This window comes from Rhodococcus sp. M8 (assembly GCF_015654185.1).
Lineage (GTDB): Bacteria > Actinomycetota > Actinomycetes > Mycobacteriales > Mycobacteriaceae > Rhodococcus > Rhodococcus aetherivorans.
Genome location: NZ_CP064065.1, coordinates 2,328,831 through 2,350,857, shown reverse-complemented (window position 1 = coordinate 2,350,857; position 22,027 = coordinate 2,328,831). Strand labels below are relative to the sequence as shown.

Annotated in this window: 19 protein-coding genes; 3 read left to right on the top strand and 16 right to left on the bottom strand. The window is 66.6% G+C overall.

The window, feature by feature from the left end; translation table 11 throughout:
- Window positions 1-111: 111 nt before the first annotated feature.
- The 5 genes from ISO16_RS10480 to ISO16_RS10465 all read right to left on the bottom strand — a co-directional run bounded on the left by ISO16_RS10480 (window position 112) and on the right by ISO16_RS10465 (window position 4,061).
- On the bottom strand, window positions 112-903 hold the full coding sequence (locus tag ISO16_RS10480) for an FAD-binding oxidoreductase (protein WP_072635908.1): 792 nt from the start codon (window positions 901-903) through the stop codon (window positions 112-114).
- Between the two features lie 40 nt (window positions 904-943).
- On the bottom strand, window positions 944-1,066 hold the full coding sequence (locus ISO16_RS28920; protein WP_268256893.1) for a hypothetical protein: 123 nt from the start codon (window positions 1,064-1,066) through the stop codon (window positions 944-946).
- A 55-nt stretch (window positions 1,067-1,121) separates the two neighbouring features.
- Window positions 1,122-1,445, bottom strand: a complete 324-nt coding sequence (locus tag ISO16_RS10475; protein ID WP_072635907.1) for a YciI family protein — start codon at window positions 1,443-1,445, stop codon at window positions 1,122-1,124.
- Window positions 1,446-1,564: 119 nt separating this feature from the next.
- A complete protein-coding gene (locus tag ISO16_RS10470) occupies window positions 1,565-2,740 on the bottom strand; it encodes an Nramp family divalent metal transporter (protein ID WP_043796689.1) in 1,176 nt (391 codons plus the stop codon).
- A 382-nt stretch (window positions 2,741-3,122) separates the two neighbouring features.
- The gene (locus ISO16_RS10465) at window positions 3,123-4,061 is read right to left on the bottom strand and encodes a dihydrodipicolinate synthase family protein (protein WP_006931219.1); all 939 of its coding nucleotides are present in this window, start codon (window positions 4,059-4,061) and stop codon (window positions 3,123-3,125) included.
- Window positions 4,062-4,238: 177 nt separating this feature from the next.
- On the opposite strand from ISO16_RS10465, the gene ISO16_RS10460 reads away from it, so the two are divergent.
- From ISO16_RS10460 to ISO16_RS10450, 3 genes are all read left to right on the top strand, one after another.
- Window positions 4,239-5,285, top strand: coding sequence for a LacI family DNA-binding transcriptional regulator (locus tag ISO16_RS10460; protein ID WP_029545453.1), 1,047 nt, complete (start codon window positions 4,239-4,241; stop codon window positions 5,283-5,285).
- Window positions 5,286-5,836: 551 nt separating this feature from the next.
- Window positions 5,837-7,390 (top strand): AMP-binding protein, encoded by a 1,554-nt coding sequence (locus ISO16_RS10455; protein ID WP_072635906.1) that lies wholly within the window; start codon window positions 5,837-5,839, stop codon window positions 7,388-7,390.
- A gap of 231 nt (window positions 7,391-7,621) precedes the next feature.
- Window positions 7,622-10,438 carry a BTAD domain-containing putative transcriptional regulator gene (locus tag ISO16_RS10450; RefSeq protein WP_072635905.1) on the top strand — a complete coding sequence of 939 codons (2,817 nt, stop codon included), beginning with the start codon at window positions 7,622-7,624 and terminating at the stop codon, window positions 10,436-10,438.
- Here ISO16_RS10450 and ISO16_RS10445 read toward each other — a convergent pair whose 3' ends face one another.
- From ISO16_RS10445 to ISO16_RS10400, 11 genes are all read right to left on the bottom strand, one after another.
- Window positions 10,439-10,984 (bottom strand): phage tail protein, encoded by a 546-nt coding sequence (locus tag ISO16_RS10445; protein WP_072635904.1) that lies wholly within the window; start codon window positions 10,982-10,984, stop codon window positions 10,439-10,441. It lies immediately after the preceding gene.
- Entirely contained in the window at window positions 10,981-12,930 is a 1,950-nt protein-coding gene (locus ISO16_RS10440) for a putative baseplate assembly protein (protein ID WP_072635903.1), read from the bottom strand. Before ISO16_RS10440 ends, ISO16_RS10445 begins: the two co-directional genes overlap by 4 nt.
- Window positions 12,931-12,934: 4 nt before the next feature.
- Entirely contained in the window at window positions 12,935-13,372 is a 438-nt protein-coding gene (locus ISO16_RS10435; protein WP_072635902.1) for a GPW/gp25 family protein, read from the bottom strand.
- Between the two features lie 3 nt (window positions 13,373-13,375).
- Window positions 13,376-13,657, bottom strand: coding sequence for a PAAR domain-containing protein (locus tag ISO16_RS10430; RefSeq protein WP_072635975.1), 282 nt, complete (start codon window positions 13,655-13,657; stop codon window positions 13,376-13,378).
- A 10-nt stretch (window positions 13,658-13,667) separates the two neighbouring features.
- Complete coding sequence (locus tag ISO16_RS10425) at window positions 13,668-15,479, bottom strand: VgrG-related protein (RefSeq protein WP_072635901.1); 1,812 nt, start codon at window positions 15,477-15,479, stop codon at window positions 13,668-13,670.
- Window positions 15,476-16,270 carry a CIS tube protein gene (locus ISO16_RS10420; RefSeq protein ID WP_072635900.1) on the bottom strand — a complete coding sequence of 265 codons (795 nt, stop codon included), beginning with the start codon at window positions 16,268-16,270 and terminating at the stop codon, window positions 15,476-15,478. Before ISO16_RS10420 ends, ISO16_RS10425 begins: the two co-directional genes overlap by 4 nt.
- A gap of 10 nt (window positions 16,271-16,280) precedes the next feature.
- The gene (locus tag ISO16_RS10415; RefSeq protein ID WP_072635899.1) at window positions 16,281-16,721 is read right to left on the bottom strand and encodes a phage tail protein; all 441 of its coding nucleotides are present in this window, start codon (window positions 16,719-16,721) and stop codon (window positions 16,281-16,283) included.
- Between the two features lie 2,527 nt (window positions 16,722-19,248).
- Window positions 19,249-19,449 carry a DUF6760 family protein gene (locus ISO16_RS28985; RefSeq protein WP_139310894.1) on the bottom strand — a complete coding sequence of 67 codons (201 nt, stop codon included), beginning with the start codon at window positions 19,447-19,449 and terminating at the stop codon, window positions 19,249-19,251.
- The gene (locus ISO16_RS10410) at window positions 19,401-19,694 is read right to left on the bottom strand and encodes a phage tail assembly protein (RefSeq protein ID WP_202400428.1); all 294 of its coding nucleotides are present in this window, start codon (window positions 19,692-19,694) and stop codon (window positions 19,401-19,403) included. Before ISO16_RS10410 ends, ISO16_RS28985 begins: the two co-directional genes overlap by 49 nt.
- Before the next feature lie 148 nt (window positions 19,695-19,842).
- Window positions 19,843-20,295, bottom strand: coding sequence for a phage tail protein (locus tag ISO16_RS10405; protein ID WP_050035730.1), 453 nt, complete (start codon window positions 20,293-20,295; stop codon window positions 19,843-19,845).
- Window positions 20,296-20,323: 28 nt separating this feature from the next.
- Window positions 20,324-21,859: a phage tail sheath family protein gene (locus tag ISO16_RS10400; RefSeq protein WP_072635897.1), complete on the bottom strand. Its 1,536-nt coding sequence runs from the start codon at window positions 21,857-21,859 to the stop codon at window positions 20,324-20,326.
- Window positions 21,860-22,027 lie beyond the last annotated feature (168 nt).

Below are 22,027 nucleotides of genomic sequence, written 5' to 3'. Positions count from 1 at the left end.
GTGATTCGAACGGTCACGACCCGGCGCAGCCCTCACTCGTCGCGCTGGTGGCCCCCTCGAGTATCGTCGCGGGCGTACCGCCCGGTCAACCGGCCGGCCGTCGCGGCCCGGTCAGTACGGGTCGAACCGGACGTTCTCGGCGGGGGTCCCGGTCTCGACGAGCGTGTGCAGGGTCGCGCGGACCATCGCCGCGGACCCGCACACGAGCACCTGGTGGTCGCCGAACGCCCCGTAGGAGGTGACCACCTCGTCGAGGCTGCCCTCGAGCAGCTCGTCGGGGTGGAACCCGGGATCGCCGACGTGGGCGACGATGCGGTCGTACCACTCGTCGGAGATCCCGGGGTCGTCGACCGACTCGACCACCGGCACCACGGTCAGCCACGGCAGCGTCTCGGCGAGCAGGATCAGCATGTCGGCGGCGTACAGGTCGCGGGGCGTGCGGCCGCCGACGAACAGGAAGGTCTGGGGCGGGTCCGGCCGGCGCGCGACGTCGAGGATCAGCGCCCTCAGCGGGGCCAGGCCGGTGCCGCCGGCCACCATGATCACGATGCGGCCGGAGTCGTCGACGTGCAGGTTGCCGCCCTGCGGCGCGCCGATCGTCCACACGTCGCCGGGCCGGGTGGCGGTGACGATGCTGCCGCTGACCCAGCCGCCGGGGACGGTACGGACGTGGAACTCGAGCTTGCCGTCGAGCGACGGGGGCAGTGCGGGGGAGAGGCGGCGCGGCAGCCGGGGATGCTGCGGCACGGTGACGTCGACGTACTGCCCGGGCGCGAACGGCACCATCGCGTCGTCGCATTCGAGGCGTACCACCGCGACGTCGTGGCGGAGCCGGTGGTGCTCGACGACGGTCGCCGACCACACCGTGTCGGGGGTGTGCAGGGTCTGTCCAGCCGGCTGCATGGTGTGACTCCCGGTGCTCGAGCGTGAAGGTGGCCCCACTCTAGGGACCGCTCCAACGCGGCTTGCACGCGCCCACCGCGACCTCGCCACAGACGATCAGCGACTCGTGCGTCCAGCGCGAGCACTGCTGCGCCAACTGCTGGGGATCGAGTGTTTCGGTCACGATCGTGAGTTCTCGCGAAACAAGCTCGGCGCGTCGGCCGAAGCCGGATCAACCGTTATCCCGAGAGTCCCTGACGTGTTGGAGGACGCGCGTCGAATGCGGGAAGGCGGCCGAGGACGGGAGTCCATTCGTCGATTCGGTAGTGGGGAACGAGGCCGTGGACGACAAAAGGATCGTGGGTCAAGAGGGAGTCGACGGTGTCGACGGTGTCCGACTCGAGGAGGATGAGGGCGCCGGAGTCGTCGGCGTAGGGGCCGCAGGCAATGACGGTGCCGCGGTCGACCAAGGCGGCGAGCCATGTTCGGTGTGCGGCTCGATAGGTGTCCCGGCCGGTGGCGGTCTCGGCGGTGTAGGTGTAGTCGACGACGAAGAGCGGCATGTTCTCGGGTTCCTTGTCGGGCCGGAGGTGGTGGCGAGTGGTTTTCGTGTGGCAAGCAGTGGGGCGGACACCGAGTCCCGGTGTCCGCCACACTGCCTGCCATGTGTGCGTGAAGTGCTTCAGCTGAGCAGTTCGTAGAGCAGCAGCGCGGAGAGCGACAGGATGGCGACGAGGCCGGCCGCGGCGATGGCGTTCTTCCACCAGGTGTTGCGCAGGGTGCCCATCAGATCGCGGTTGTTGCTCATCACCAGCAGCAGAACGCCCAGGAGAGGCGCAATGAGAACTGTCAGGGCTTGGGCAACGATGATGAGTTGGACCGGGGACTTGGTGAACAGCAGCGTGATGGCCAGGCCGAAGGTGAGGATTGCCGCACTGGTGAGTTTTGCTGTCGGGGTGCTGGGCGAGGGGCCCTTGTCCAGGGCGTCGGAGAGCATAGTGCCGCCGGCGGTGGCGTTGGCGACCATCGAGGAGAACGCGGCGCCGGACAGGCCGAGGGCGAAGATGGTGGATCCGACGGGGCCGGCGATGGGTTCGAAGACTTTGGCCAGGCCGGTGAGGGTGGTGGCTTCGGTGCCGGTACGGCCGAGGACTGCGGCGGCGACGATGATGACGAGGCAGGTCATGATGCCAGGTGCCACGATGCCGGGGATGGTGTCGGCGATGGTGGTCCGCCGGTAGTCGGCGGCGGAGCGCTCGCGTTCGTGGGTGCCGTAGGCGGTGAAGAAGGCAGCGTTGAGGGAAAAGTTGGTGCCGACGAGGGCGACGATGAGTAGTTGTCCGCCGGCAGGGATGGTGGGGACGGCGCCGCTGAGGGCCTGATACCAGTCCGGCTCGGCGATGACGGCGCTGAGGACGAACGTTGCCGCCATCAGGGCGACGATCACCAGCAGCACCCGTTCGACGGTGCGATAGACGTTGCGGAACAGCAGGATCAGCCCGACGAAGGCTGTGCAGATCGCCGACCACAGCAGTGGGGAGCCCCCGAAGACCATGGACAGCCCGAGGCCGGACCCGACGGCATTGCCGACGGAGAAACACAAGGTAATGAGGAAGACGCCCGCACCGGCCGCCACGCCGACACGACGGCCCAGGACGTCCTTGACCGAGCTGATCATCGATACCGGGGTGCGGATACCGAGGCGCACGCTCATGTCGGCATAGACGAGCATGAAGGTCGTCGACAGTGCGATGACCCAGATCAGGGAGTAGCTGTATGCGCTGCCGGCCTGTACGGCGCTGGCGAGGTTGCCGGGGCCGAACTGCCATGCTCCCGCGATGAACGCCGGTCCGGCCATTGCCAGGGTGCGAACCCAGCTCCGTTGGGGTCGGGGCCGGCTCTGTTGCGGTGAGGGGCTGCCCGCGACCACTGGTTCGCCTCCGGGGGCCTCGGTGGAGAGAGAAGTGTGCTGACTCATCGACGAGCCTACTTTCTGGTGCTCGAACCGCGGGCGGACGGCTGCGTGGACGACGAGGAGGTCGTGCGGGCGCTGACGGTTCGACGGGAAGGTGACCACGGATGCACGAGTGTGGTGCCGGTGGCATGTGGTGGAGGTCGGCCGGCCCGCCGGGCCGTGTGAGCGGCGGGCCGGCCGAACCTGTGCGTCACGCACAAGCGGTGACGGCCGGGAACGCGGAATGCGGATGGTCCGTCGGATGCTGACGGCGCAGCGATGAGGGTCAGGCGAAGGCGGCGACCGACCCGAGGCCGGCCGACTGCAGCGCGGCCGCGATCTCGGCGCCGGCGCCGGCGGCCAGCGGCAGCAGCGGAGAGCGGACGGTGGCGTGCTCGAGGATGCCGCGGGCGACGAGGCCTTCCTTCAGGGCGACGGTGCCTTCCATGTGGGAGCCGCGGTGGTAGACGTTGGCGGTCACCGGCAGCAGGCGGTCGTGGAGGGCGCGGGCGGCGGGGTAGTCCTTGGCCTTGCCGGCGGCGATGAGCTCGACCAGCGGCTCGGGAGCAAGTCCGCCGTAGCCGACGAGCAGGCCGTCGACGTCGAACACGGTGTGCAGCAGGTACTCGTCGTGGCAGCTGAGGATCTGCAGGTCCGGGTTCTCCTTGCGCAGCACCGGGATCTCGCGGTCCCAGCGGCGCATGTTGCGCACGCCGTTCTTGGTGGCGAACACTCCTTCTTGGGCGGCGATCTCGAGCTGGGTGTCCAGGTTGTACGTGGCCTTGGTGGCATCCGGGTACTGGAACAGGATCAGCGGAAGCCCCGATCCTTCGTAGATGGCCTTGTAGCGGTCCTGCGGAGCGCCGTCCTGGTAACCGAAGCGCAGCCACCCGTGAGAGGGATAGACCAGTCCGGCCGAGGCGCCGGCATCGACGGCTCGCTTGGCCTCCTCCACCGAGACTGCGGTGCCCTCGCCCGTGATGCCGGCGATGATGGGCAGACGGCCGTCGACGGAGTCTTTGAACGCGGCGATGACGCGCACCTGCTCGTCCTGGGTGAGGAACGTGCCCTCGCCGGCGTGGCCCAGGACCACCAGGCCCTTGACACCGTCGACGCTGCCGAGCCACGAGCCGAGGCGCTGGATGGCGGCGTAGTCGACGTCGCCGTCACGGGTGAACGGGGTGACCGGTGCAGGGGTGAGGCCGCGGAGGTCGAGTGTGCTCATGATCGCTCTTTCCTGGAAGTATGACGCTTCTTTGCAAACGTTCCCGGGAACGTTCCCGTGAACGATTTCATCGTGCGGTACGATCGGTCTCTGTGTCAAGGGTCACTCTCGACTCGGGATGTGATCAGCCGGCCTTGGCCGGGCAGACGAGGGCCAACGCGGTAGACAGGGACGATCATGAAGACGAACGGGAACGCGGCAGAGAGCAGGCACAAGGTCGTCACGCTGCGCGAGGTGGCCGAGGCTGCCGGCGTGAGCACGTCGACGGTGAGCCGGGTGCTCGACGATCGGATTCCCCCTTCGCACTCACCGACGGCCCAACGCGTCCGCGAGGTCGCCGCCGCCCTCGGCTACCGGCGCAACACCTTCGCCTCCAGCCTGCGCCGTGGCCAGACCGCCACGATCGGTGTGCTCGTCCCCCGGCTCAGCGATACCGTTATGGCCCTGATGTACGAGGCGGTCGGGCGGGCCGCGAAGCGACTCGGCTACTTCACCATGGTTGCCACCACCGGCGACGACCCCGCCGACGAGCAGGACGCGGCGCATTCCCTCCTCGGCCGCAACGTCGACGGGCTGATCATCGCCTCGAGCCGCCGCGACGATCCGTTACCCCGCCAGCTTCGCGAGCAGAACGTGCCCCATGCCCTCGTGTTGCGCACCGACGGCATCAGCCCGTCCTCGATCGGCGACGACGAAGCCGGCGGATACCTCGCCACCCGGCACTTGATCGACCTCGGGCACACCGACATTGCCGTGCTGTCGGGACCGTTGTTCACCTCCACCGCCGCCGGCCGCCTTGCCGGTGCACAGAAGGCCCTGCGGGAAGCCGGGATCGAGGTCGATCCGGGCTGGATCGTCGAAACGGGATTCGGCATCGAAAGTGGAGAGGAAGCCGGACGGCGGCTCTTCGCTTCCTCCGTGCGCCCAACGGCCGTCTTCGCCGCCAACGACAATCTTGCCCTGGGGGTCATGGCGGCGGCCCACCAGAGGTCGCTGGCTATAGGCGACGACGTGGCCCTGGTGGGCTACAACGACATCCCGTTGTCGCAGCGCCTCCCGGTTCCGCTGACATCGGTACGGACGCCGTTCGATCAGATCGCGGCTACCGCACTGGATTTGATGCTCGCCGCCGGTCCTGTCGGCACTCCGATCCGCCGAGCCCTGCCCACGCTGATTCCGAGACAGTCGTCCGGCCCGCACAGAAGCGCCGCATCCGCGCTCTGATCCGGACACCGGCGGCACCCGACCGCATCGTGCGACAGAGCCGCCAGGGGGCGAGGCGACGGCAAGGCGCAGCCGCGGCGATCAGCGGAGTGGACCCGCCGCAGCAGGGTATACACCTTCGAGCATTCGCCGGTGTGTTCGCCCCGACGATGCAGATGCTGCCCTGTCTTCGGGCCCGGCGGTGTGCCGCCACCCGCCCGGCGGCGTTGCAGGGCAACCGCTCGCCCCCGAAACGGGTGAGCCTCAGGCGCTACCACGCTGTGTGAGATCGACCGGGTCGCGATCGGTGAACGTTCGCCGAGGCGATGCGCGTCGGCAGCGCGGCTCAGCGCGACCCGGCAACTGCTACGCCGAGACATTCGATCTCCGGATGAGGATCTCGACGTCGGCGTAGCGAGTGGTATCCGTCGACGAGGACCATCGGGATGCGACCGGACCGCGTCCGGAATGAAACATGTTCCAATTTCGGTGTCGATGTGGTTATGGTGACGAAGGCGGCGGCCCGTCGCGCCCAGCTGCCGTCACGCCGCCCACGACCGGAAGGACGCTCAATGACCGAGGAGTACGCCGACCTGCATCGGCCCGTGTTCACCGCGGACCTGCTCATCACCGCCCTCGAGCGCAGCGCCGAGAAGCCGGCCCTGTACCTCGGCGACGTCGTGCTCACCGGCGGGGAGATGCGCGACGAGATCAGCCGGTTCGGGCAGGCACTCGCCTCGGTCGGGGTGGGGCAGGGATCGTCGGTGGCGATGCTGTCGAAGAACCGCCCCGAGGTTCTCATCTCGATGGGCGCGACGATGGTCGCCGGCTGCCGCAACAGCGCGCTCAATCCCATGGGTTCGCTGTCGGACCACCTCTACATCGTCGACGACGCCGCCATCGAGACCCTCATCTTCGATCCGAACCACTTCGAGGAACGCGCCGCCGAACTGAGGGCACAGGTGCCGACGCTGAAGAACGTCTTCTCCCTCGGCCCGTCGGAGGTCGGCACCGACATCCTCGCCCTGGCCGCACAGTTCACGCCGCAGCGGCTCGTCGCCGCGCCGGTGGCGGCCGAGGACACGTCGAGCATCGTCTACACCGGCGGCACCACCGGCAAACCCAAGGGCGTCATGGGCTCGTTCCGCTCCGGCGCGACGCTCACCCAGATCCAGATGGCCGAATGGCAGTGGCCCGACGAGCCGCGCTTCCTGATCTGCACGCCGCTCTCGCACGCCGGCGCCGCGTTCTTCGTCCCGACGCTGCTGCGCGGCGGATCCCTCTACGTGCTGCCGTATTTCGAGCCAGGCCTGGTGCTCGAGACGATCGAGAAGCACCGCATCAACGCCACCATGCTGGTGCCCACGATGATCTACCTGCTGCTCGACCACCCCGATTTCGACCGCCGCGACCTGTCCAGCCTCGAGACCCTGTTCTACGGCGCGTCGGCGATGTCCCCGGCGCGGCTGCGGGAGGGCATCGAGCGGCTGGGCCCGGTGTTCTTCCAGTTCTACGGGCAGAGCGAATGCGGCATGACCATCTCCGTGCTGCGCAAGGAGGACCACCTCGCCGACGATCCGGAACGCCTCGCCACGTGCGGGCGGCCGGTCCCGTGGCTCGACGTGCGACTGCTCGACGACGACCTGAACGAGGTGCCGCGCGGGGAGCTGGGGGAGATCTGCGTACGCGGGCCGCTGGTGATGAAGGGATACCTCGGCAAGCCCGCAGAGACCGCCGAGGCGCTGCGGGGCGGCTGGCTGCACACCGGCGACGTCGCCCGGGCCGACAAGAACGGCTTCCTCACCATCGTCGACCGCAAGAAGGACATGATCGTCACCGGCGGATTCAACGTCTTCCCCCGCGAGATCGAGGACGTCATCTCCGCGCATCCGGCGGTCGCGTCCGTCGCGGTCGTCGGCGTGCCCGACGCCAAGTGGGGTGAGGCCGTCAAGGCGTGCGTCGTGCTGCGGGAGAACCAGTCCGTGTCCCCCGAGGAACTGATCGAGAAGGTCCGTGCCGCCAAAGGCTCTGTTCACGCCCCCAAGTCGGTGGACTTCGTCGACGCCCTGCCGCTCACCCCGCTGGGCAAGCTGGACAAGAAGACTCTGCGCTCATCGTACAGATAGGCGGAACATTCGTTTCGCAACCGAGGCAGGTTGTGCGGCGGGTAGAAACCGACGTCGGATCCTCACGAACACGGACGTCGAGGCTCTACAACTCGCGGCATCCGTAAGTGTTCCGTCCCTCGGAGCTGCAATGAGTTCGGAAATCGGCCCACCGAACACTGGCGTTCGGTTTCGTTCGGGAGGATATTCGAACGGTGGGGATTGCAGTCCGGTGCCAGGGGTGGATCCGAAATGCCAACGTCGGAAATTTTGAGGGCAAAACTTCGAGTGCCCCCTCAACGTGGGTTGCGGCGAGAAAGGTTGTTGAAACAATGCTACGACGAGTTGACCCCCGTGGTCGTCGTCGTCGGTCCGGCGGGATCAGGGAAATCGACATTGTTGTCCCAGGTCGCCGCGTCGACTGACTCCCCGGTCGGGTGGTATCGGGTGACCGAGGACGACTCGACCGAACATGCCTTCGGTAAATATCTCTGCGCTGCTGCTCGGCAAATGGGCGTTGCTCTCGACCCGGAAACGAATTCGATCGACGCTGTTCTCGGCGAATTGGACAAAATCGGCGACGTCGATGCATTGTTGATCATCGACGATGCTCACGAGATCGCCGATAGTGGCGCCGAAATGGCACTGGGTCGTTTCGTCGCATTGCGCCCTCCTCGTCTACGCATCATCCTCGGAACGCGGCGCACCCTGGAAATCAACTTACCCCGACTCGTTGTGTCGGGCGAGGCTCGCGTGATCGATCAGGACCAGTTGCGATTCCGGTCGTGGGAAGTGGAAGAGCTGTTCGCAACCTTCTACGGCGAGCCACTCTCGCCTGAGCCGGCAGCCAGACTGACGCGCCGGACAGGAGGATGGGCAGCAGGCTTGCAGCTGTTTCATCTCGCCACGTCCAAACTCGCGGACTGCGACCGGCAGCGTGCCGTCGGCCACCTCACGGGGCACTCCAGACTCGTCCGGGCGTACCTCGCCCGTAACGTTCTGGCGGAACTGCCGGCCGATCAGCGATGGTTCATGACGCACACCGCCTCGCTCGAGCTCATGACACCTGCCCTCTGCGACACTTTGCTGGGAATCAGCGACAGCGGGCGCATTCTTCAGCAGTTGACCGAACATCAGCTGTTCACCGAGTGCGACGACGTCGGTCGGACCTTCCGGTATCACGAGGTGCTCCGGACATACCTCGAGCTCGCATTGCTGGAAGCCAACGGGGAGAGGGAAACCAAGGCGTGGTACCTACGGACAGCCCGGGTGTTGGAGGAGGCCGGCGAGCACCGACATGCCGCCCACGCCTATGCCAAGGCATCGGACTGGGCGGCGGTCTCGCGACTGGTCCGACACGCAGCCGGCTGCACCGTGCCGATAGGGAACGACGATCCCCTTATTACATGCAGCGAGTGGCAGACCGATCCGTGGCTGGCACTCGCGTTGGCGCGCTTGCGCGTGCGGGAGGGGGCCATCGCCGAAGCCGAACAAGTCTATCGAGCGGCGCGCGAGTTGCTCGACGACCCGGAGTTCGTCGCACGGTGCGAATCCGAGCGGCGCGAACTGCTGGCATGGCTGCCGGGAGCGTCGGTCGACGCGCGACTCCTGCAACACTGGCTCGGGCCCTTGCGGGCCGCATTGCGGGCCCCTAACACTGGGCGCGCCGCAACCGAACCAGGAGCGCCGAAGGCGCGATTCGTAGAGGGGATGTGCGCCCTCAGCGCGGGCGACATCGCCTCGGCCAGAGAGGCAATGGTCGAGGCGCAAGCCGCGGACGAGCCGATTGCCGCGATCTCGTCACGGTTGGTGGTCACAATCGTCGATGCGCTTCGCGGAGCGATGCCAGATCCTGCGGTAGTGAACGATCTGGCATCGAGATGCTATCGGGAGGGCCTGCTGTGGCTCGAGAGAGTTTGCCGCGGCCTGCAGGAATTGGTGCTCATGCGGGACCTTCCCGCCGAGTGGCGCGCCGACATCTGCGAGGAAATGTTGGTCGAGTGCGAGAAGGTCGACGATCACTGGGGCGCTGGACTGCTGACATTCGGGCTCGCGCTCGTCGCGCTGCACCGACGTGACCCGACGGCGTTCGATCGGTTCGAAGATGCGGCACGCCGCTTCGAGCGCCTGAATGCGCCGGTTCTCGTGGTGTGGAGTCGTGTCCTGGGGCTGAACCCGGCCGCCCTCGACATCGTCGCCCGGTCGAAACAGGCAGCCGCCGCCGCGCACGGCGTCGGACTGTACCGAGCCGAGATGATGGCATTGTCGTACGCAACAGGCTACGACAAGAGTCGCTCTCCCACTCTCAAAGAACTTGCGCCAATGACGGCCCATCAGACGGATCCGATCCGCGGTGCCGTGCTTCCCGCGATCGGGATCTTCTGCTTCGGCGGATACCGACTGGAGGCATTCGGACAAATCGTCGACCTCACAGGTCTCCGGCCCCAGGCACGGATACTGCTGCACCTCCTGTCGATGACCCCGAACCTCGATTACCACCGGGAGGTGCTCGAAGATGCGCTGTGGCCCGGTGCCGCGCACGAGGTGGCATGCCACCGATTGCAGGTCGCAGTCTCGAGCGTGCGAGGTCTGCTCGGTGAGTACGGGATGACGCTGCAGCGCAGCGACGAGTCGTATCGATTGGCGACGCCCGGGTATGTCTTCTCGGACGTGGTCGAATTCGAACGCGCGTTGTCGAATGCCGCCGCCCGAACCGACCCGGAGGCGGCACGTGACCGGGTGGCATCCCTCGAATACGCGCTCACTCTCTACACCGGCGACCTCCTCCAGGAGGATGGTCCCGCGGAGTTTGTGGCCTCCGAGCGACATCGGCTGCGCAGTGCCGCTGCGAGCGCAGCCGTGGGACTCGCCGAGGACTATGTGGCGCTCGGTGACAGCGTGAAAGCCGACATCGCTGCCCACCGTGCGGTGGATCTGAACCCTTATCAGGATCGGCCCTGGTGGATCATGGTCGATATCCGCGAGAAGGCCGGCGACATGAGCGCCGCCGAACAGGTACGACTCGACCATCGACGGGTGCAGGAAGAACTCGGTCTCGTCGAGAGTTGATCAAACGGCGCCTCCGGAAATCTCGACTCGGTGCGGAATATGTGCAGGCTTGACCGCCTCGACCAAGGCGTCGAATCGGCGTTCGTCGACCATCCTCGGGTCGGTGACGGTCAGGCGGACGACAAGATAAGGATGGGGACTTCCCGGTGGTGCGACACCGGCCGTGGTGGAACCCACGGTCCCTCCGGACTCCTCGATCTCGGGCTCGAGGTCGAACACGGCCGCTACGGCCTCCCTGATCCCGTGCACGGTTCCGAGAACCGCCATCGTCCGGACTCCTGCGGCGATGAGGTCGCGTCGGCGGGATTCGGATTCGTGGCCGTCGAAGGCGAGTCCGATCCAGCCGGCGAGCCAGCCGAGCATGTCCTCCGGCGTGGTGTGTGGGTCCAGGTAGGCACAGAACGAATCGAGGGTCGCCAGTATCGGCGCGAGGACCTCGTCGAATGCGTCGCACAGCTGTTGTGTGCGCGCATCCTGTCGATACACCGCGGGCATTGTCTCGACGAGTGGTCGCGGGGACGACAGCGCTGCGACGGTGCCTCTCATGCTGTCATCACCACCTGGTGGTCGTACGAGTAAACGAGCGTGTCCGCGGCCAGCGGCAAGACCGATGCGCGTTCTCCGCGACTGCCCGTGACGGGATCCGCGGGATACAACCGGATCGACGTGCTGCTCGACATCTCGAAGCCGGGCACCGCACTGATCGCCGCGGCGATCTCACCGTCGCGCACCGCGCGGCCCAGCGGCCAGCCTCGGCCGTCCCGTCCGCCACGCAAGGGGTCGAGATAGCGGTACAGGACATCGAGCAGACCCGATTCGACTTGGGCGGCAGTGAATCCGGGTCCCGGGCGCACGTTCACCACGACGACCGTCACGCCCCGATAGACCGGTGGTTCGATGATCAGACGGGTACCCACGAGCCGGCGTTCGTCGAGATACCGCCGGATTCGCTGGACGGTGTCGTCCGGGGGTTCGAGATCGGCCAGGGCGATGTGTCCCGCATCGTCCGGACGGACGTGGGGAACCAGGAGGACCCGGACCACGCCCGCCTCGGACGCGTCATTGGACGGAATACAGTGCACACGCGCGGTCTCCGGCGCGACCTCGCGTGTCAACTCCTCGAAGTCGCGGGCGGTCACCGCGCGCCCGCGGGAACGCAACAGCAACGGTCCGCGGATCTTGAGTTCCTCCAGGGTTTCCGGGGGTGCACCGCCGATCGCCGGGCCGCGATTCTCGATTCGGGAGATATAGGGCACGCTCGTCTTCAGCACCCGGATCCGTCCGGTCGCGACATTCCCTTCGGCGCCGCCGCCCGTCCGATATGCGGCCATGCGTATCGCCGACGATTTCGCCGGCACCGAACCGTACCGCCGCAGGGTCCCGTCGGCCTGACGCAGGGCGGGACCGAAGGACACCTCGCCGGTGACGGCGTCGACGTGGAACACCTTGTCCTGCGCGGTCGATTCGGCGAAGTGTTCCACGTGATGCCACCGCGACTCCTGGCCGGCGTCGACGACCACCATGCTGCATCCCGGCCACCGCAGGACCGGCGTGTGCCGCACCCGAAGGTGCTGGTCGGCAGCACCGTCGGAGACCCCGAGGAACTCGTCGTGCACGACACGGGCGTGGATGACCGGAGTGGTGCCGCCGATCGTCCGGGCGGTGATCTTCCGGATGCGGGGAGGTTCGGAGTAGGTGCGTTCGCCGCTCTCGGTTTCCCGCAGCCGGCAGCGGATCCACGCCCGGCGCACGCCGGCGAACACCGATTCGGTGTGCTCCGGGGGGACGTGCAGGACCACGTCGCCGGGCTTGTTCAGGCCTCCCGTCTGGTCGCGGTCGACCTCGCAGCGCTGCCAGCCGGTGGGGGTCCTGGCCTCCCAGACCCGCGGTGGTCGTCGTGGATCGACACCGATGCCGGAGACCTCGCAGTCGATCCGGAACAGTACCGCGCAGCGCGGAACGGCATTCGACAAGCCGATCACCAGGGAGTCCCCGGGGCGTGGGACCGGTGAGAAGCATGTGAACCCGGCCGAGCCGCGCATCTCGTTGGTGCGTTCGGCCGGTTCCGAGCCGACCAGCTGGACGCCCACCCAGGCGGCGCTGCAGGGAACGATGTCGAGGCGCTCCGCCGTCGAGAACACGACCGGTTCGGTGACGTCCGTGCGATCCGTCGCCACCTCGGTCTCCGCGCGCACGACGACCGTCTGCGGTTGCGGTGCGGACAGCCAGAAGGTGACCGCCCCCTGAGCAACTCCCGGTGGTCGTCGCTCCACGCCGATCAGTTCCAGGAACTTGAGATAGTTCCGGTCGGGGACGCGATTGAGCCGGTAGATGAGCTGGTCGACCATCATCGCGAACGCCTCGATGAGCGTGATGCCGGGATCGGAGATGTTGTGGTCGCTCCATTCGGGGCATCTGTCCTGAACCAGTCGACGTGCGTCGTCCACCAGCTGCTGGAAGGTTCTGTCGTCGAGGTTCGGGGCGGGGAGCACGGTGTCACTTCCTCTGCGGTGGTTCGACGGCCGTGAACGACTGGGCGGGTTCGTCGACGATCAGATAGAACGGGAAGACGAGATTGCGGATGTCGTTGCGCTCGCGGAGCGAATAGGAGATATCGATGTAGCAGGTCGTCGGTACGTCCGGATCGAACCGGACCACCACGTCGACCAGGTCGATGCGGGGCTCCCAGCGGGTGAGGGCATCGTGGACGTCGGCGGCGATCGCGGCCGCGGTCCCGTCGTCGGCGGGTGAGAAGACGTGATCCTGGACGCGGCAGCCGAATTCGGGTCGCATCGGCCGCTCGCCCGGTGTGGTTCGCAGGATCAGCTCGATCGCCTGCTCGATGTCGCGGGGCCCCGACGCCAGCGCCACCGCGCCCGCGGCGTCGAAGCCGACGGGATAGTTCCAGCCACGCCCGATGAAATCGGTGGACATGGGTCAACCTCCGATCAGGACAGTGGGGGCGCCGGAAACGATCGGAGCTCCGCAGGCGGACATGTCTCCCATCCGTGCGGCGGGCATCCCGCCGATGAGGACGGTGGCCGAGCCGGGTCCGACGATCGCCGAGGGTGGGTGCGGTGGGGGAGGTGGGAAGCTGCAGATGTGCGGGGTTCCCACCGTCGCCGCCGGTTGACCGGCGATAAGGACGGTGGGGACTCCCGGAGGGCCGATGACTCCGGGATGGCCTGTGGGATCACCGACGCGCGCGGCAGGGGGCACGACCACCTCCTCAGTTGATCTTGACGAGTGCACCGGAGACGATTGCCGGTCCGCCGGACTTGAACTCGGCGGTCGCGCTCGCCGCCACCTTCACGCTCGGGCCGTCGACCTTCACGCCGGTCATGTCCGCCTCGACCGTTCCCCGGGCGCCCGAGATCTTGACCGAACGCTTGCCCTTCAGGACGATCTCACCCGAGGTGAGCTCGATCTTCGAGTCCGCGCCGTCGATCACCACGCCCTGAGTTCCCTCGACGAGAACCCTTCCGTCACTGTGTATCTCGATCTTGGTGCCGATCTTGTCCAGCGACAGGCGCAGTCGTCCGTCACCGGTCTCGGCCAGGATGCCTTCGGTCTTCCCGTCCTCGTCGAGCAGATCGATCCGGTGTCCGTTGCGGGAGACGAACGAACGACGATTGACCGCTCCCGATCCGGCGTCGACGAGATCCGGTCCCTTCGTGTCCGGTGTGTCGATTCCGTTGTGCAGCCCGGCGAGGACATAGGGTCGATTCGGGTCGTTCTGTTCGAAGGCGACGAGCACTTCGTCTCCGACCTCGGGGACGACGAGTGCGCCGCGATCCTTCCCGGCGCCCGGCTGCACGACGCGCGCCCAGTCGCTGACGTAGTCCTCGGACAACCACGGGAAGGTCAGACGGACCCGGCCGAGCTGTTCCGGGTCGCGGGCGTCGCTGACGACGGCCACGACCACTCCGTAGTCCGCCCCGCCACCGGTGCCGGAAGACAGCCCGAACAGGCTGCGTTCCTCCCTGCCGGTGACGGACAGCGACGTGGTGTAGCCCCCGGCGCCGGGCACGTACCGATGGCGGGCTGCGGTCACGAGGTACTTCCCGTCGAACGGTTCACCCATGTTCGCCAGGCAGATCGGGGTGTCCGCCCGCAGTTTCGGGTTCCCGCGGACGAGGGCCTCGACCTGAGCGAACGACCCGCCGATCACCTCGGCGAGAGCGGTTGCCGCCGAGTCGGCTTCGGGCTGGGTGCGGTAGGCGACGTCGGAGGCGACGTAGGTGGGGTCCCCGAAGGTCGCCGCGACCTCCGCCGGGGTGATCGTCGGCAGCACCGCGCTCTTCGTCTCCGCAGGCGCTTCGGCCACGATCGCCTGCTTCTGCGCGATGTCCCAACCCCGTACCTGAACCTTGGCGACCTGCTCGGCGGCGGTCACCACCGAACGCACCCGCAGCAGATCGGTTCCGAAGGTCAGCACGAGCGGATCCCGGCTGGAGGTGCCCTCGGCCTGCGGGGCCTCCTCGGCGGGTTTCCGGGGACCGAAGTCGAGTTTGTTCTCGCGCACGGCGACCTCGAAACCGACGCGTCGCGCGAGGCCGACGAGGAATTCCCAGTCGGTTCGGCCGCACTGGGACAAGTGATCGAAGACGGTTCGGGTGGACGTGATGTTGCCCAGTTCGATGCCGGCGTCCCGTGCAACGCCGACCGCCGCGTCCGACGCCGTCGTCTGGGTGAAGGCCCGGGTGTGCCGGCCGCGGAAGAGCCGGTGGGACGCGTCGTAGCCGCGCACGGTCGTGAACGTTCCCGTACCGTCGAATTCGATTTCGACGGCGGTGACCTCGCCTGTCACCAACGGTTCCGGAACGGCGACCGCGTCGGTGACGACGGCGATCGTCAGCTCGGAGCCGATCTTGATCTTCGACTTGGCGAGCAGGGTCCGGTCGGTGTCGCGGAAGCGCAGGGCAAACATGTCGGGCACCTGCAGGCTCGAATCCACGAATGCCGTTGCGAGCACGGCCACGAGATCGTCGGCCAGACGATCGCCGTCGACCTCGATCTCCAGTCCGGATGCCGATGTCATCGCAGCGATCCGATCTTCGTGAGCAGGTCCGTCACATTCGGCAGCACGAGCGATCGGCCGGGCGGGAGGCGCGTCGGGTCGTCGATTCCGTTGTAGGCGGCCACCGCTCGCCACATGGCTGGATCTCCGTATTCGCGATAGGCCAGCAGGTGCAGCGTGTCGCCCTCGATCACCTCGTGGACCCGGGAGTGGGTGACCGAACCCGACGACGGATTCTGTCGGCTCGTCTCGCCCGGCATCTCCTCCAGGCTCACGCTGCACACAGCGCGGATCGGTTTGCCGGCGGCCGAGAAGAGGGTGTACTTCGCGCTCACCTGGGTGACGAAGGCATTGAAACTCGTGGTTCCACCCCACTTCAGTACCACCAGCGGCGGCATGGGCTTCTTGTCCTTCTCGTCGACCGGGACGCAACACGAGAAGAGCTTGTCGACGCACTTCGCGACGTCGGTGTCCTGTTTGAAGGTCGCGTCGAAGAACATCTCCAGGGTGAGCTTGCACGGCTCGGGCCCGGAGTATTCCGGTGGGCCTGCCTTCTTCGTTCCTTTGGCCGGGCTACGGTCCCACTTCGCGGACTTGGAGATGGTGATCTCCTTGGGATTGAACTGGAACGCGATCGTCCCCAGCGAACTGCCTCGCTTGCTTCCACCCACGGCCTTCTCCGCCTTGTAGAGGAGCAGCTCCGCGTGGCTCTGCGCCTCGGGTGGTGGCGACGGCTTCTTCGCGGCAGCTTTTCCGGCCTTCTTTGCCGGGGCCGTGCCGGGGGTATTGGCCAGTGCGATCGGATCGGACATTCGTCGGCCTTCACTTCGTAGGTCCCGGCAGGATGCCGTGGTGTGCGATCTCAAGGGTCTCGGTGGCGACCTTCGCGGTGTCGACGTTCAGGCTCGGTCCGGTCCATCGGACCGGCACGACGCCGCGCAACGACCAGCCGGCGATGACCGTTCCGTCTGCCGTACGAGCAGTGATGCCGGCCGTGGTGGGTTGGAGATCCTCGAGGGCCTGGCTGAGCCATTCGGTCAGTTTGCGGCTGTTCGGGCCCACCGGCCGAGTGAGTTTGACGTTGGTGAACTTCATGCGAGTGGGAAGCTGCCACACCATGGTGTTGTTGCCGCCCTCTTCGCGCTGCTCCATGACGATCTCCACCCCGAGTCCTTCGCAGCTGTTGAAGGAGCCCAGGTCCATGCCGTCCACCTCCACCGTGAAACACACGCTCACGGCAGGGTCATCGTCCGAGGTCGGCATCAGACCCTCCTTCGGTTCAGATTCGTGGATCGGCGAGCAGACCGGTGCGTTCCCGGTCGAGCCACAGTTCCGTCTTGATGCGGGTGACGATCGGTTCGTAGAGGCGGTTGGCGAGATCGTCGATGTTCATGCCCGCTAGGGGGCCGGTCGGGGGAGCGGTACCGGCGGTCGGAGTTGCCGTGGTCGGAGGTTGTGGTTCCGTGGTCGAAGCCGGCTCGGATGGAGGGGAAGGTTCCTCCAGGCGCTGAGCGACGGGGGCTTGCCGGGACGGCTCGGGGTCGTCGTCGACCTCACGTGCGACATGGGCGAACATCTGCCGGAGCGACACCGGTCGGTCGATTCCGCCGGAGATCGGTCCCGGCGCCGGATCCGTGATCGGCGATCCGATACCTGCGAGTTGCGAAGTGCCGGTGTGCCGTTGGGTTGTGATCGGTGGGTTCGGTGCACCGCGAAGGGTGACCATGGGTGCGGAGGGGCTTGGGTCTACGTCATGGGCCGCGTTGCGGTGGGTTGGGGGCGGGGCGCCGGGCGTCCCGGGCGGATCGGCAGGAACGGCCGCCACTCGCATGAGCAGAACCGGCTCATCCTGTGCCGCAGTGTGAGGAGGATCCGGGGCGAATTGCACCGACGTAGTCGGGTGGGGTTGCGGCGTAGCAGGAGCGGTGACGGTTTCGGGTGTGGGGGTCCGCTGCAAGGGAATCCGATGTGATGGGACGAGTGGTTCGAATCGGGCGGGAGAGCTCGAGCGGACCGCCTCCGGGTCCGTTGTCCGTGTCGGCGGCAGAGGGTGCGTCATCACGACTGGCAGGGGCGCGACCTCGTCCGGTACCGGCGACATGTCATCTGCGACTCTCGAAGGACCGACGGGGTTCTCGGATGCCTCGATCGAATCGATCTCGTCCGTCGAAATCCGTTGCATCGGAGAGCTTGTAGGACTGGTTGCATCGATCGGCGTTTCGGGAACTCTCCAGGCGGTGGGGACGGTCCGGGCAGGCGGGAGATCGATCGGTGCTGCTCGGTTCGGAACCGGCGCGGGCGTTCGCGATCGACTCGACGCTGTGGTCGTGGGAATGTCGTCGACTCGTTGGACGCTCGGGGCGAACTGCAGCGGAGCTTCCTCTCCGCGAGATGGATGTTCGACCGGGGCGGGAGCGGCGGTGTGACGAGCGACCACGCGGACAACCGGGGCGGGTTCACTCGCTTCGAGGACCGGGTCCGTGACGGTCGGACTCGGCTCGGGATGCGGACTGTCTCCGGGATCCGGAACCGGAAGAACGTCGCGCTGCACTATCGGAGGTGCAGGGATCGATGACGACGACGGGGACGTCCTCTCCGGGACTATGCGGGGCGCAGAGACGAGGTCATGCGGGGTGACAGGCTCGTGTGTAGTGACGGCTTCGGGTGACGGGATGATCCGTTGGACACCGCGCTCTTCGAAGGGCGGGGACGTGGGCGCCGAACGAGGTGCACGCGGCGGTTCCGGGATCGGTGTGCTCTCAGGGCGAATTTCTTCGGGTGGGGGCATCTGCACCGACGGTAGGTCGAATGTGGGCTGCACCGTCCCGACCGCTGTGTCGTCGGCTTGGATGTCGAGGCGAGTGGGGCTTTGGGTGGGTTCGGGCGTGGCGGGATGCTCGGCCGGGGCCGGGGCCTGGGGCGATGACGAACGTTCGAGGTGTGGCGCCGATGTCTCCACCGCCGATCGCTGAACGGGACGACGGAATGGTTGCTCGCGCGGGGGAGGAGGCCCATCGCTGCTCTGCCGTTGCACGTGCGGTGATTCGTGATACGTGGGAAGCGCTTGCGTCGGTTGTGGTTGGGATTCGAATCGAGTTTGGGGGCGTGGGTCGGTGGATGTTCGCTGTGCGACTTCCGGCTGCGGCACCGACGGCGGATCGACGGGCTGGTCCGGCACAACCTCCGCGGGGTCCGGATTCTCGTGGCCGGCGGCGGCATGGAGAGGCAAGATCTGTCCCACCGGAAGGTCCTCAATTGGGGGCGTCGGAACAGCAGGAAGTACCCGTTCGTCGTCGGGTGCCGACGCGGTAACCATCTCGTCGATCTCGACATTTGCACCGGGCACCTCGTTCGATACGGGCGACGAGTCGAGGTGACGAACGGGAGCGGGCGGGGGAGCCGTGTCGGTGGGGGAGGACGGCACGGCACCGACCCATGATCGCTGCAGGGAGGTCGAGGGTCGGTGGTGCCGCTGCACGACGAGGTGGGGGGGTGAACCGTCGTGCCGAGATACCGGCGTAGCCGCGGGTGCCGTGGTGAGCGACAACCACGGCAGGCCGGTGCCGATCGTCGGGAGCGGTTCGACGAGAGCCGGCGATCGGGAGGTTGTGAGCGTTCGACTGAATCCGTCGAACTGTGCGGTCGATTCGATCGGCTCGACCACCCGCTGCACCGGGGGCAACGACAGCTCCTCGCGAGAGGCCCGCGAGGGGAGAACGTCCGGACTCTTGGTCGGTGTCCGGGCAGGTTCGGCCGGCCGACGTTGCCACGGCCATCGGATGGCCATCGCTCACCTCCTCGCGGATTCCTGTGCCAGCTTCCGGCTCGAGCGCACATACCGTTGCCGATCTGCGTGTTCGAGGTCGAGGATCGTGTCGAACGACCAATGCAGGTGATAGGCGATGTACGCGACCTCGCTGTGCAGACGTTCGGTCCCGTACGTCACGATTCCCCCAGGCGGCCCCCGGCGATGTCGACAGCGAAGTCGCATCCGCACTCCGGGCAGGTGACGCCCGCCCGGGTGTGCCCGTCCTGATTGATCCGCCGATACAGATCCTGGAGAAAGGCGAGGTCGGACGCGAACATGTTCTCCACGATTCCGGCGTGCACGTCCTCGATGCCGCCGAGCCGGGACACGACCCGACTGATCAGCACCACCGTCAGATACGACGGATCCTCCCGCACCCGGTCGTCGCGTTGGGAGACGAGTTCGTCGCGGGCCGTCGCGAGGCGCATGACACCGTCGCGGTGGACGGTGCCTGCCGAATCGATGTAGCCACGGGGTAACAGGAAACCGAATTCCGTGCGCAGCGCTTCTCGGGTAACCGAAGTTTCTGCCGAACGGTCCGGCTCGTGCTCCGCTGTCAGGGTGGAGGTGCTGGTTCTACGCACCGTCCACCTCGACACGTTCGAAGGTCAGTACCAGTTTCTCCGTCATGACGCTGGTGTCGCCGGCCTTCATAGAGCTGACCTCGAGGCTCTTCGGCCAGGCATTGGTGAGTGTGTATCGCTTGACGGGCTGTCCTTCGTAGTCGTACACCACGATGGCGCCACCCTTGCGAACGTCCTTCATCTTGCCCAGCTGAGAGTCCTTGATCCACTTGTCGAATCCGTGATCCTCGGTGAGCGGCCGGGTGAGAGTGACCTCACCGGCCTTCCAACGTCCGGGAAGCTTCTTGACGAGGTACTTTCCGTCCTTCGCTTCGTTGGACTTGTACTCGATAACGTCCTGTTCCATTTTCAGACCGGTCACCTCGGTGATGGCCTTGATCTGAAGCCCGTCGAACTCGAGTCCGAATGAGTGGCCTACCGAGCTGTCGAATTCCGGTAGAGGCATTGCTGTTCCTCACTGTTCGATACGTCGATTACTCGGCGACCAGGCTGGTGCCGCCGGGGAACTGGGACAGTCGGAAGATCACGAATTCGGCCGGCTTCACGGGGGCCACGCCGATCAGGCATACCACTTCACCCGCGTCGATTCCTTCGGCCGGGTTCGTCTCCTCGTCGCACTTGACGTAGAACGCCTCGTCGGGAGTACTGCCGAACAGTGCGCCCTTTCGCCATTCGTTGACGAGGAACGCGCTGATAGTCCGGCGCAGCTTCGCCCACAGTGCTTGATCGTTCGGCTCGAAGACCACCCAGTCCGTCCCGTTGAGGATGGACTCCTCGAGGTAGTTGAAGAGCCTGCGGATGTTGAGATACCGCCACGCCGGATCGGACGACAGCGTACGGGCACCCCACACGCGGATCCCACGGCCGGGGAACGAACGGATGCAGTTGATGCCTACGGGATTGAGCAGGTCGTGCTCGTTGCGGGTGATCTGGGTCTGCAGGGAGACGACACCGCGCAGTACCTCGTTCGCGGGGGCTTTGTGGACACCTCGCGTGTCGTCGTTGCGCGCCCAGACACCGGCGACGAAACCGGAAGGCGGAAGGTAGGTGCCACCGTCCGTGCTCACCCACGGCCAGTACAGGGTTGCGTACTTGGAGTCGTAGTTGGCCTTGTCGCTCTTCCACTCCTTGATCTGTTGCGCGTTGAGGCCGGGCGGCGGGTCGAGGATCGCCATCCGGTCACCCATCAGCTCGCAGTGCGCGATCATGGCCTGCTGGACGGAGATGACGGTGTCGAGATCGATCGCGCTGCGTTGGTAGGCGGTGACCAGATCCGGAACGCAGACCATGGTGATCTCGTCGATCGCCTCGAGACCGGAGAAACCGGTGCGTTCCGAGACGTCACCGACGTAGTCGTCGGTTGTGAGTTGAGCGGACGGCAGCAGCGCCGGTTGTGCGGGTGCCGCCAGCGTCACCTTCTTACCGACGGCGAGTTCGTCGGAGGCCTGGGCGTTGGGGATCTGCTCGAGCTTGATCGTTCGGGACTGCCCGTTGACGACGGTCGCGGCATTCGTCTTGCCCCGTCCGGGCGTGACACCCGAATGCTCCTCGACGGTTTCACCGCCCCTGCGAACGACGAGCTTGAAGGTCCCGTCCGCGGGCTCGGCGTCACTCGGCGCGACCTCGACTTCGATACCGGATTCGGCTGCGGCCGGGTCGATCGCGAGCACACGGAAGTTGCCGAGAATGCCCTGCGGGGCAGCCTCGACGGGCTTGGGAGCCGGCTTCGAACCACTGCTGCCGTTGCTGTCGCCGATGCGAATGATGTACGCGTTGCCGCCACCGTTCTGGAAGTACGCGTAGACCGATCGCGCGAGGCATGCGCCATCGACGAAACCACCGAAGAGACCGGTGAACTGGGTCCAGTTACTGACAAGGGTCGGTTCGTTGAACGGCCCTTTCTCCGACAACCCGACAAAGGCAGCGACGGCGGTCCCGACGCCTTCGATCGGCCGGGATCCGGAGTCAACCTCTTCGACGTAGACCCCGGGCGACAGGTAGGTCGGCATGGCGCCTCCTCGGATGGCGTTCGGTGAGATGGGTTGATGGTGGCCCGATTCTGTGGAGCGGCACAGATGCGGGGGGACGGACGGTCGGGTAGGGGGAAGTGCGCGAAAGGGCACAACGCGTGAGACCGCAGGCAGGATTCAGGGCCCTACGGTATGAGCGCGAACACT

Coding starts and splice junctions, on each gene's coding strand:
- ISO16_RS10425 (WP_072635901.1), bottom strand. CDS start 15,479: ATGACATCGGCATCCGGACTGGAGATCGAGGTCGACGGCGATCGTCTG.
- ISO16_RS10405 (WP_050035730.1), bottom strand. CDS start 20,295: ATGCCTCTACCGGAATTCGACAGCTCGGTAGGCCACTCATTCGGACTC.
- ISO16_RS10470 (WP_043796689.1), bottom strand. CDS start 2,740: ATGGCCGGACCGGCGTTCATCGCGGGAGCATGGCAGTTCGGCCCCGGC.
- ISO16_RS10455 (WP_072635906.1), top strand. CDS start 5,837: ATGACCGAGGAGTACGCCGACCTGCATCGGCCCGTGTTCACCGCGGAC.
- ISO16_RS10415 (WP_072635899.1), bottom strand. CDS start 16,721: ATGCCGACCTCGGACGATGACCCTGCCGTGAGCGTGTGTTTCACGGTG.
- ISO16_RS10400 (WP_072635897.1), bottom strand. CDS start 21,859: ATGCCGACCTACCTGTCGCCCGGGGTCTACGTCGAAGAGGTTGACTCC.
- ISO16_RS10445 (WP_072635904.1), bottom strand. CDS start 10,984: ATGAGAGGCACCGTCGCAGCGCTGTCGTCCCCGCGACCACTCGTCGAG.
- ISO16_RS28985 (WP_139310894.1), bottom strand. CDS start 19,449: ATGCGACTTCGCTGTCGACATCGCCGGGGGCCGCCTGGGGGAATCGTG.
- ISO16_RS10460 (WP_029545453.1), top strand. CDS start 4,239: ATGAAGACGAACGGGAACGCGGCAGAGAGCAGGCACAAGGTCGTCACG.
- ISO16_RS10435 (WP_072635902.1), bottom strand. CDS start 13,372: ATGTCCACCGATTTCATCGGGCGTGGCTGGAACTATCCCGTCGGCTTC.
- ISO16_RS10475 (WP_072635907.1), bottom strand. CDS start 1,445: ATGCCGCTCTTCGTCGTCGACTACACCTACACCGCCGAGACCGCCACC.
- ISO16_RS10450 (WP_072635905.1), top strand. CDS start 7,622: ATGCCAACGTCGGAAATTTTGAGGGCAAAACTTCGAGTGCCCCCTCAA.
- ISO16_RS10410 (WP_202400428.1), bottom strand. CDS start 19,694: ATGCGCCTCGCGACGGCCCGCGACGAACTCGTCTCCCAACGCGACGAC.
- ISO16_RS10465 (WP_006931219.1), bottom strand. CDS start 4,061: ATGAGCACACTCGACCTCCGCGGCCTCACCCCTGCACCGGTCACCCCG.
- ISO16_RS10480 (WP_072635908.1), bottom strand. CDS start 903: ATGCAGCCGGCTGGACAGACCCTGCACACCCCCGACACGGTGTGGTCG.
- ISO16_RS10420 (WP_072635900.1), bottom strand. CDS start 16,270: ATGTCCGATCCGATCGCACTGGCCAATACCCCCGGCACGGCCCCGGCA.